Raw genomic sequence first — 10373 nt, forward strand, 5'->3', positions numbered from 1 at the left:
CGGTGATGTCGCGGTAGAGGTCCTCGCTCCTGGCAGATGACGGGCGCGGGGCCAGGTACCGTCATCTGCCATGAGCGAGGACCTCTACCGCGACATCACCGACTTCGCACACGACACACCGGGCTGGGTGCACCTGCTGGCCGAGGTGTGGACGGAGGCCGGGCTGCTGCTGTTCGGCGTGCTGTTCCTGGTCGGCTGGTGGCGCGCCCGGGCCTTCGACTCGCGCCTGCTCGCGATCGCCGTCCTCGCCCCGCTCGGCACCGCCTTCGGCTACGTGGTGAGCGAGCTGCTCAAGTCGGTGATCACCGAGGAGCGCCCGTGCCGGGCGGTCGCCGGCGCGGCGCCGTCGCTGGTGACCTGCCCGCCGTACGGGGACTGGTCCTTCCCCAGCAACCACTCGGCGATCGCCGGAGCGGCGGCCGTCGCCCTGGTGCTGGCCTGGCGGGCGCTGGTGTGGCTGACCATCCCGATGGCGGTGCTGATGGCGTTCTCCCGGGTATTCGTCGGCGTGCACTACCCGCACGACGTGGCGACCGGCCTGCTCCTCGGCGCGCTGATGGCGGTGCTCTTCGTCAAGCTGCTGACCGGCCCGACCCGGGCGCTCGCCGACTCCGTGCGGGGCAGCGGATCGGCCGCCGCGAACTGGCTGGCCGGCGCCGGCCCGGCCGTCCCGGAACCCCCGGTGCGACGACGCCGCCGCCAGGCGATGCACCGCCGGAGCTGAGAACCGTGCCAGGATCGTGGGTGCCATGACTGCGATCCCCTCCCTCCCCGCGTCCGCGCGCCTTCGCGAAGCCGCCGCCGGAGCCCCGGACCCCGCCGTCGTCGAGACGGCCGGCGACCGGGCCCCCGCCCTGCACGGGCCGGTCCTCGCCTGGTTCGACCAGCACGCCCGCGACCTGCCCTGGCGGCGCCCCGAGGCCGGCGCCTGGGGGGTGATGGTCAGCGAGTTCATGCTCCAGCAGACCCCGGTCAGCCGGGTCCTGCCGGTGTACGAGCAGTGGCTCGCCCGCTGGCCGCGCCCCGCCGACCTGGCCGCCGAGCCCTCCGGCGAGGCGGTCCGCGCCTGGGGCCGGCTCGGCTACCCGCGCCGCGCGCTGCGGCTGCACGGCGCGGCCACCGCCATAACGGAACGCCACGGCGGCGACGTCCCCAGCGACCACGCCCAGTTGCTGGCCCTGCCCGGGATCGGCGAGTACACGGCCGCGGCCGTGGCCTCCTTCGCGTACGGGCAGCGCCACGCGGTGCTGGACACCAACGTCCGCCGGGTCTTCGCCCGCGCGGTGACCGGGGTGCAGTACCCGCCGAACGCCACCACCGCCGCCGAGCGGAAGCTGGCCCGCGCGCTGCTGCCGGACGACGACACCACCGCCGCGCGCTGGGCCGCCGCCTCCATGGAGCTGGGCGCGCTGGTGTGCACCGCGCGGGGGGAGGACTGCGCCCGCTGCCCGGTCTCCGGGCACTGCGCCTGGCGGCTGGCCGGGAAGCCCGCCCACGAGGGGCCGGCGCGGCGCGGCCAGACGTACGCCGGGACCGACCGGCAGGTGCGCGGCCGGCTGCTGGCCGTGCTGCGGGAGGCGACCGGGCCGGTCGGCCAGGCGTCGCTGGACGCGGTCTGGCACGAGCCGGTGCAGCGGGCCCGCGCCCTGGACGGCCTGGTCGCCGACGGCCTGGTCGAGCCGCTGGACGGCGGCCGCTACCGCCTGCCGGGCTGATCCCGTCCGGCCTTCCCACCCCCTCCCGTGGCCTGCCCGGAGCCTCTCCCGGCGGAGTCCGGGCTTCCGTACCGCGTGACACCAGCGCTGTTACACAACCGATGGCCAGCCGTGCGCCCGCCGACGGTTCGTGCGGACAGCGCCGTGACAACGCCTCCGTAGCGTCTCCCGACGTAAGACCACGGGGAACACGGGGAACGGAGGCGGTTCGGGATGTCGCACGGCGAGGTGCTCGGATTCGAGGAGTACGTACGAGCCCGGCAGGACGCCCTGCTGCGCAGCGCCCGCCGTCTCGTCCCCGATCCGATCGACGCGCAGGACCTGTTGCAGACCGCGCTGGCCCGCACCTACGGGCGCTGGGACGGCATCGCGGACAAGACGCTGGCCGACGCCTATCTGCGCCGCGTCATGATCAACACGCGGACGGAGTGGTGGCGGGCGCGCAAGCTGGAGGAGGTGCCCACCGAGCAGCTCCCCGAGGCGCCCGTGGAGGACGCCACCGAGCAGCACGCCGACCGGGCGCTGCTGATGGACGTGCTGAAGGTGCTGGCGCCCAAGCAGCGCAGCGTGGTCGTGCTGCGGCACTGGGAGCAGATGAGCACCGAGGAGACCGCTGCCGCGCTGGGCATGTCGACCGGTACCGTGAAGTCCACGCTTCACCGGGCGCTGGCCCGCCTCCGCCAGGAGCTGGAGAGCCGGGCCGCCGCGGGCGACGGGACCGGCCCGGACGGCCCCGGCGCGGGCCGGGTCGCCGGGCTGGTGCGTGCGGACCGTGCGGGGCGTACGGCCGGGGGTGTCCACGAACGGGGGCGGGAGCGGTGCGCGGCCTGAGCGCCAGGGACCACACGGGCGGCGGACGCGGCCCCGGCCGGACCGGCGGCGAAGACGCCGGCGGCCGGCCGCACGGCGTGGCCGCCCGGACGGGGCGGTGGGCGGCGGCCCCCGCGGCACTGGCCGTGGCGGCCGTCTTCGCGCTGCTGGCCTGCGGCTGCTCGGCCGGCGGCACCGGCACCCGTGACGAGGGCGCGGCCCGGGCGGACGCGATCGCCCCGACGCCGGCGCCGCGAAGCACCGGGGTCGCCGGGTCGGTGCCGCGGAAGATCGACCCGGTGCGGCTGGTGCTGGACGACCCGGCCGTCAGCAAGCGGGTCAAGGACGACCTCAAGCCGTGCTCCGAGGACTCCTACCCGGTGGACACCTCGTACGGCGATCTCACCGGCAGCGCCGTGCCGGACATCGTGGTGAACGTGCTGACCTGCGGGGACGCCGTGGGGGTCGGGACGTACGTGTACCGCTCGGGGGCCCGGGACCCGGATGCCGCCGCCCACGCCGGCGGGTACCGCAACGTCTTCGCGAGGGAGGAGCCGGCCGTCTACTCGGCGATCGACCGGGGCGACCTGGTCGTCACCCAGCAGGTGTACGCCGACGACGACCCGGTGGCCTATCCGTCCGGCGAGGACGTGATCACCTACCGGTGGGCCGGCAGCCGGTTCACCGAGCACGACCGGGTGCACAACGACTACAGCCCGCCGGGCGGCGCCGCGCCGGGCGACGAGACGGCGGAGCAGGACGCCGGCTGACGGCCGCCGGCCGCGCGCGGGCCGCATCCGCCGTGGTGGGGGCGGGGCCGTGTCCGCCGCGGTGGGTACGGTGGCGGGACCGCCCGGAGGCCGGTACCGGTAACGACGACTCCGCATGACGACGACTTCGAGACCCGACACGGGAGAGCACCGCCGATGGCCGAGACGCACGTGCTGTTCGTCGAGGACGACGACGTCATCCGCGAGGCGACGCAGCTCGCGCTGGAGCGCGACGGCTTCGCCGTGACCGCCATGCCCGACGGGCTGTCCGGGCTGGAGGCGTTCCGCGCCCGGCGGCCCGACATCGCGCTGCTGGACGTGATGCTGCCCGGCATGGACGGGGTCAGCCTGTGCCGGCGCATCCGCGACGAGTCGACCGTGCCGGTGATCATGCTCTCCGCGCGGGCCGACTCCATCGACGTGGTGCTGGGCCTGGAGGCCGGCGCGGACGACTACGTGACCAAGCCGTTCGACGGGGCCGTGCTGATGGCCCGGATCCGGGCCGTGCTGCGCCGCTTCGGGCACGCCGGCGGCGGCGCGGCCGCCGAGGGCCGGGGCGAGGCGCACGACGAGGGCGGGGTGCTGGTCTTCGGCGAGCTGGCGGTGGACACCGACGGCATGGAGGTGCGCCGGGCCGGGGAGCCGGTGGCGCTGACCCCCACCGAGATGCGGCTGCTGCTGGAGTTCTCCTCCGCGCCGGGCACGGTGCTGTCCCGGGACAAGCTGCTGGAGCGGGTGTGGGACTACGGCTGGGGCGGCGACACCCGGGTGGTGGACGTGCACGTCCAGCGGCTGCGTACCAAGATCGGCCAGGACCGGATCGAGACGGTCCGCGGCTTCGGCTACAAGCTCAAGGGCTGAGCGGCGGTACCGGACCGATGAGACGCTTCGTCCCGCGCACCGGGGTCCGCTGGAAGATCTCCCTCGCGATCGCCGGGGTGGGCGCCCTGGTGGCGGCCGCGCTGAGCCTGGTGGTGCACAACGCCGCCCGGGTGTCCATGCTGGACAACGCCCGGGACGTGCAGATGGAGCGGCTGCTGTTCGCCCAGCGGATGTACGAGTCGGCCAAGCCCAAGGGCGACCCGAAGTTCGGCGCCAAGCTGAACGACCCCTCGCTGCCCGGCCAGCTCGACACGCTGATGCGGGAGCGGCGTCGGGCCACCTTCGTGGCCGAGCGGGACGGCGGGGCGCCGGACGTGTGGGCGGCGGTGCCGCTGCCGGGCGGGGACGTGCTGTCGCTGCACACCCGGTTCGCCGACCGGTCGGCGACCATCATGCAGGACCTGGACAAGGCGCTGGTCGTCGGCTCGGTCTCCACGGTGGTGGGCGGCTGCGCGCTGGGCGTGCTGATCGGCGGCCAGCTCTCCCGGCGGCTACGCAAGGCGGCCACCGCGGCGGGGAAGGTCGCCCAGGGCAACACCGAGGTCCGGGTGCGGGACGCGGTCGGCGGGGTGGTCCGGGACGAGACGGACGAGCTGGCGCGGGCGGTGGACGCGCTGACCGACGCGCTGAACGAGCGGATCGAGGCCGAGCGGCGGGTGACCGCCGACATCGCGCACGAGCTGCGCACCCCGGTGACGGGGCTGCTCACGGCCGCGGAGCTGCTGCCGCCGGGCCGCCCCACCGAGCTGGTGCGCGACCGGGCGCAGGCGATGCGGACCCTGGTGGAGGACGTGCTGGAGGTGGCCCGGCTGGACGGGGCCTCGGAGCGGGCCGAGCTTCAGGAGATCGCGCTCGGCGAGTTCGTGTCCCGGCGGGTGCGGCTGCTGCACCCGGACGTGGAGCTGCGGGTGGTGCACGAGTCGTGGGTGAACACCGATCCGCGCCGGCTGGAGCGCATCCTGGGCAACCTGCTGGCCAACGCCGCCAAGCACGGGCGGGGCCCGGTGGAGGTGACGGTGGAGGGCCGGGTGGTGCGGGTGCGCGACCACGGGCCCGGCTTCCCGGCGGAGCTGCTGCGGGAGGGCCCGAGCCGCTTCCGCACCGGCTCCAGCGACCGGGCAGGCCACGGGCACGGTCTCGGCCTGACCATCGCCGCGGGCCAGGCCCGGGTGCTGGGCGCCCGGCTGACCTTCCGCAACGCCGCGACCGCGCCCGGCCCGGACCCGGTCGACGCCGGTGCGGCGGGCCCGGTGATCCCGGAGCAGGCGGGGCCCGAGCGGCCCGGCGGGGCGATCGCCGTGCTGTGGCTGCCGGAGCACGCGCCCACGGACACCGGCAGCTTCCCGGTGCTGAGGCTGCCGGAGGGGCGGTAGGCGCCCAGCGGCGCGGCGGAGCAGCGCGGGAGGGCTCAGCGCAGGACGGTGTGCTCCCGGGCGGCGCGGGCGTGCACCTGCCTCGGGTACCACCTGGTGAACCGCAGGGCGAGGACCAGCAGGATCGCGGGGATGACCCAGTTGAGCCAGTCCGCGGTGCTACCGGTGGCACCCAGCGCGATGAGCCCGAGCACGGCGATGATCAGGAACAGCACGCCCCAGACGGCGGTCAGCACCTGGTTGGTGCGGTGGAAGGCCTCGGTGTGCCACAGCTCGGAGGGCACCGACTCGCGGGCGTACTGCTCGGTGAACGGCGTGAAGGCCAGCGACCCCAGGGCGACGAGCGCGATGACGCCGTTGGACAGCGGCTGCGCGTAGGTTTCCAGCCAGACCAGGTCCTGCCGGTCCAGGACCAGCGCGAGGATGCTGATCACGGCGAAGAACAGCAGGCCCGCGATGTTGAGGATCTTCACCGCGCCGCGCCGGAGGTCCGGGGCGATGAGCGCGATCGTGCACACCAGCGCGGCGAAGGCGGCGAGCTTCCAGGTGCTCGGGCCGGCGATCACGTCGAAGATGATCCACGGCAGGAAGCTGACGAGCACGCCTCCCGGATGACGGGTCGCGGTCGGGCTGTCGGTCGATGCGGCGGTGCCGGCCATCATGCCTCCTGCGGGGGTGGGTGTCCTGTCCCGGGCCCAGCCCTTCCCATGCTGAAGGCGCGCGCGCAGGGCCGCATCCCGGCTCTCGTACGGGCAGGTGGGGCGGCGGCGCGGACCCGCCGAGGCGGCCCGCCGGGGCGGGTTATCCCCCCGTGAGGCGGCGGTTGACCTCCTCGGTGACCCGGCGGTGCAGCTCGGCCAGTTCGTCGGCGGTGTAGTCGCCGAGGTCGCCGACGTCCCCGCGGCCGGTGTTCCCGCCGCCGCCCTTGCCGGTGTCGCCGGTCCCGGGTGGGCGCGGCGGCTGCTGGGCGGCCCGTTCGGCGTCGGCGCGGCGCTTCAGCTCGCGTTCTTCGGGGGAGCCGGGGGCGGCGTGGGCACAGCGGACCAGGGCGCCGTCGGCGCTCTTGAGGCAGGTGGCCTCGCGGCCGGCGATCTGGCCGCGGCCCTCCACCCGGTAGCGGATGTTCTGCGCGCTGCCCAGGGTCGCCGTCCAGGTGCTGCCGCCGGTGGGGACGACCTCGAAGACCGCGTCGTCGTTGTAGCAGCAGACGTCCCGGTACTCGGTCTTGATCAGGGCGACGATGGCCCCCGGCGAGGACCAGGTGGGGTCGAGCCGGTGCACGGTCAGCGGGGCCAGCCCGCCGCCGAGGTGCCGGGTGGGCACGGTGGAGACCGCGACCACCGAGCTGGCCTCGCCCTGGGGGGTGAGCGGGGTGACGTACTCCTGGCGCCCGCCGTCGCCCCGGTGGCGCAGGGTGAACTCCGACTCGTTGCCCTCGTTGGCGCCGTCCTCGGAGGCGTCCCAGCCGCTGCGCTCGAACCACCAGTCGGCGAAGCTGCCGACCGCGGCGGTGGCCTCGCGCTGGCGGGCGGCCAGGCTCAGCGGGTAGGTGGGGCCGGGTACGGCCGCGGTGTCGTCGGTGATGGTCAGCTCGCCGGTGCGGCCGTCGTAGAGGGCGAGCCCGGCCGGGCGCTCGGTGACCACCAGCAGCCCGGTCTGCCGCTTGAGCGGGACGACCACGACGGGGGTGGCACCGCCGGGTCCGGTGCAGACGACGTAGGCGTCCCCGGCCTCGAACCGCGCCCAGCGGCGCTCGGCGGCGATCTTGCGCCCGAGGTTGTGGCCGAACCAGCCGCCGATCCGGGCGTCCGCCGCTTCGGTGTCGAAGCCGCAGCGCTGCTGGGTGCGGCTGGTGCCGCCCAGCGGGACGTCCTGGACCAGCCCGATCTCGTAGCCGGCGAGCCAGCCTCGGCGCTCGACCAGGGTGGCGAAGCGGTCGGCGTCCGGGAGGTAGGTGACGTCGGCGATCTCGCCGGTGACGTCGCCGAGGTGCGGCGCGGCCTGCGCCTTGCCCGCCAGATAAGGGGCGCGGGCGGCCAGCTCGGGCACCGGTTCGCTCACCACCCGCAGGCCGTCGAGGTAGGCACGGTCCTGGAGGTAGTCGCCGTACACGAACCAGCCGACGGTGAGGACGAGACCGACGGCGGCGCCGACGCAGGCGAGGAAGGCGGCCAGCGGTCCGGCGGGCCGCCGGTCCTCGCGGCCGCGGGTGCGCAGCCGCCGCACCAGCGAGGGCAGGGCGGCGAGACCGGCGCCGGCCAGCGGCGCGAGCAGCCAGGGCAGGAGCTTGCGCAGCTCCCAGACGAGGATGGTGGTGGCGTACGAGGCGTACCAGAGCGCCGCGCCCACCAGCAGTACGGGTATCGCCACCTTCAGCGCACGGCCCACGGCCCCTCCCCCGGGCTACCGCCCCGGCGGCTGCCGCCCCCCGGCGTACGGTCATCCGATTGTGCACCGCGCCGCCGGTCCGCGTCCGGGGTTCCGGAGGCACGCGGCCGGCGGCGGGCTGCCGTACGGAGCTGCGGGGGTCAGGCCGCGTCGGCGGCGGGCTGCGGTCCGGCGCCCTTGAGCGGGACCTCCTTGACGAAGAAGGCGGCGACGAAGCCGATGACCGCGATGGCTGAGCCGAGCAGGAAGGCGCTGTGCGTCCCGGCGGAGACGGCGAACTGGTACGCCTCCCGGACCTGCTCGGGCAGCTCGGCCAGGCTGGCCGCGTCGAGCTGGGCGGACTGGAGGGCGCCCCCGCCGCTGCCGCGGGCGGCCATCTCCTCCTGGACCCGGTTGTTGAACAGCGCGCCCATGATGGCGACGCCGAAGGACGAGCCGAGGGTGCGGAAGAGGGTGGTGGAGGAGGAGGCGACGCCCATGTCCTTCATCTCCACGCTGTTCTGGGCGACCAGCATGGTGATCTGCATCAGGAAGCCCATGCCCGCGCCGAGCACCGCCATGTACAGCCCCGAGGTGAGGCGGGAGGTGCCGGTGTCCATCTGGGCGAGCAGGAACAGTCCGGCCACCATCAGCGCGCCGCCGGCGATGGGGAAGATCTTGTACTTGCCGGTGTTGGTGGTGACCCGGCCGGCGACCAGCGAGACGGCCATCATCGACAGCAGCATCGGCAGGAGCAGCAGGCCGGAGTTGGTGGCGGAGGCGCCCTGCACGGACTGCTGGTACAGCGGCAGGAACAGCACCGCGCCGAACATCACGAAGCCGGTGAGGAAGCCGATCACCGACATCAGGGTGAAGTTGCGGCTGCGGAAGATGTGCAGCGGGATGACCGGCTCGGCGGCCCTGGTCTCGGCGTAGACGAACGCGGCGAGGGCGGCCACGCCCAGCGCGCTCAGCGAGACGATGGTGGCCGACCCCCAGGCGTACTCGGTGCCGCCCCAGGTGGTGACCAGCACGATGGCGGTGATGCCGACGGTCAGCAGCACGGTGCCCAGGTAGTCGATCCTGGCCTTGCCGGTGCGCTCCTTGCGGGGCAGGTGCAGCACGGCGCTGACCATGGCGAGGGCGACCACGCCGAGCGGCAGGTTGATGTAGAACGACCAGCGCCAGCCCCAGTTGTCGGTGATGGTGCCGCCGACCAGCGGTCCGCCGATCATGGCGAGGGCCATCACGCCGGCCATCATGCCCTGGTACTTGCCGCGCTCGCGGGGCGGGATCAGGTCGCCGATGATCGCCATCACGCCGACCATCAGACCGCCGGCGCCCAGGCCCTGGACCGCGCGGAAGCCGATGAGCTGGCCCATGTCCTGGGCCATGCCGCTGAGCGCGGAGCCGATGACGAAGATGACGATGGACGCGAGGAAGGTGCCCTTGCGGCCGTAGAGGTCGCCGAGCTTGCCCCAGACCGGGGTGGAGGCGGCGGTGGCCAGGGTGTACGCGGTGACCACCCAGGACAGGTGCGCCAGACCGCCCAGCTCGCCGACGATGGTCGGCATCGCGGTGCCGATGATCATGTTGTCGAGCATGGCGAGCAGCATCGCGATCATGAGCGCGAGCAGCACGACGCGCACGCTCCGGGCGGGTTTGCCGTCCGCCCCGACGGCCGGTTGCGGATCCGCCGCTCCCGCGTCGCGAGCTGCTGAAACCGACGTACTCATGGACCTGTCTCCCGTTGCTTACTTGTCGCCCGGCTAGTTACTACACTGGGAAGGTAGCCCGCTACTTGCCGGGCGTCAAGTAAGTTTTGTCCGGACCGGAGAGGCGACCATGAGCAGAGGCAACACCCGTCAGCGCATCCAGGACGTTGCCCTCGAACTCTTCGCCGAGCACGGGTACGAGAAGACCTCGCTGCGCGAGATCGCCGAGCGGCTCGACGTCACCAAGGCGGCGCTGTACTACCACTTCAAGACCAAGGAAGACATCGTCATCAGCCTGTTCAGCGATCTGGGCAGGCCGGTGGACGAGCTGATCGCCTGGGCCGAGGAGCAGCCGCCCACCCTGGAGACCAAGCGGGAGATCCTGCGCCGCTACCACGCCGCGCTGGCCGGGGCGCGGCCGCTGTTCCGCTTCATGCACGAGAACCAGGCGACGGTCCGCGACCTGAGCATCGGCGAAACGTTCAAGGAGCGGATGACCACCCTGGCCGGGATGGTGCAGGACCCGGACGCCTCGATGGCGGACCGGGTGCGGTGCGTGAGCGCGCTGTTCACCCTGCACGCCGGGCTGTGGGTGATGCAGGCGGTCGACGGCGACCAGGAGGAGAAGAGCCGGGCCGTGCTGGAGGTGGCGGAGGACCTGATGAGCCGGGCGCACCACGGCGAGTGAGCCGCCGGGCGGACGCGCGCATGGAGGCGGACGTACGGAGGCGGGCGCCCCGG

At 74.1% G+C, this 10373-nt stretch carries 10 protein-coding genes; 7 read left to right on the top strand and 3 right to left on the bottom strand.

Annotated elements, in window-relative coordinates; genetic code table 11:
- The first annotated feature begins 70 nt into the window (after window positions 1-70).
- The 6 genes from C6N75_RS00780 (at window position 71) to cseC (ending at window position 5550) form a co-directional block, all read left to right on the top strand.
- Window positions 71-724, top strand: a complete 654-nt coding sequence (locus tag C6N75_RS00780) for a phosphatase PAP2 family protein (RefSeq protein ID WP_105866876.1) — start codon at window positions 71-73, stop codon at window positions 722-724.
- Window positions 725-749: 25 nt separating this feature from the next.
- A complete protein-coding gene (locus C6N75_RS00785; protein ID WP_105866877.1) occupies window positions 750-1715 on the top strand; it encodes an HhH-GPD family protein in 966 nt (321 codons plus the stop codon).
- A 213-nt stretch (window positions 1716-1928) separates the two neighbouring features.
- Complete coding sequence (locus C6N75_RS00790) at window positions 1929-2546, top strand: SigE family RNA polymerase sigma factor (protein ID WP_256106961.1); 618 nt, start codon at window positions 1929-1931, stop codon at window positions 2544-2546.
- A complete protein-coding gene (locus C6N75_RS00795; RefSeq protein ID WP_407703183.1) occupies window positions 2534-3295 on the top strand; it encodes a hypothetical protein in 762 nt (253 codons plus the stop codon). Before C6N75_RS00790 ends, C6N75_RS00795 begins: the two co-directional genes overlap by 13 nt.
- 156 nt (window positions 3296-3451) lie before the next feature.
- Window positions 3452-4156 (top strand): two-component system response regulator CseB, encoded by a 705-nt coding sequence (gene cseB, locus C6N75_RS00800; protein ID WP_105866878.1) that lies wholly within the window; start codon window positions 3452-3454, stop codon window positions 4154-4156.
- 17 nt (window positions 4157-4173) lie between these two features.
- On the top strand, window positions 4174-5550 hold the full coding sequence (gene cseC, locus C6N75_RS00805) for a two-component system sensor histidine kinase CseC (RefSeq protein ID WP_105866879.1): 1377 nt from the start codon (window positions 4174-4176) through the stop codon (window positions 5548-5550).
- A gap of 35 nt (window positions 5551-5585) precedes the next feature.
- Here cseC and C6N75_RS00810 read toward each other — a convergent pair whose 3' ends face one another.
- From C6N75_RS00810 to C6N75_RS00820, 3 genes are all read right to left on the bottom strand, one after another.
- Window positions 5586-6152, bottom strand: a complete 567-nt coding sequence (locus C6N75_RS00810) for a hypothetical protein (RefSeq protein ID WP_105866884.1) — start codon at window positions 6150-6152, stop codon at window positions 5586-5588.
- 199 nt (window positions 6153-6351) lie between these two features.
- Window positions 6352-7938, bottom strand: coding sequence for a hypothetical protein (locus C6N75_RS00815; protein ID WP_105866880.1), 1587 nt, complete (start codon window positions 7936-7938; stop codon window positions 6352-6354).
- 140 nt (window positions 7939-8078) lie between these two features.
- Complete coding sequence (locus tag C6N75_RS00820; protein WP_105866881.1) at window positions 8079-9653, bottom strand: MDR family MFS transporter; 1575 nt, start codon at window positions 9651-9653, stop codon at window positions 8079-8081.
- 109 nt (window positions 9654-9762) lie between these two features.
- On the opposite strand from C6N75_RS00820, the gene C6N75_RS00825 reads away from it, so the two are divergent.
- Window positions 9763-10320 (top strand): TetR/AcrR family transcriptional regulator, encoded by a 558-nt coding sequence (locus C6N75_RS00825; RefSeq protein WP_105866882.1) that lies wholly within the window; start codon window positions 9763-9765, stop codon window positions 10318-10320.
- Window positions 10321-10373 lie beyond the last annotated feature (53 nt).

The sequence above is a fragment of the Streptomyces solincola genome (assembly GCF_002982015.1).
GTDB lineage: Bacteria > Actinomycetota > Actinomycetes > Streptomycetales > Streptomycetaceae > Streptomyces > Streptomyces solincola.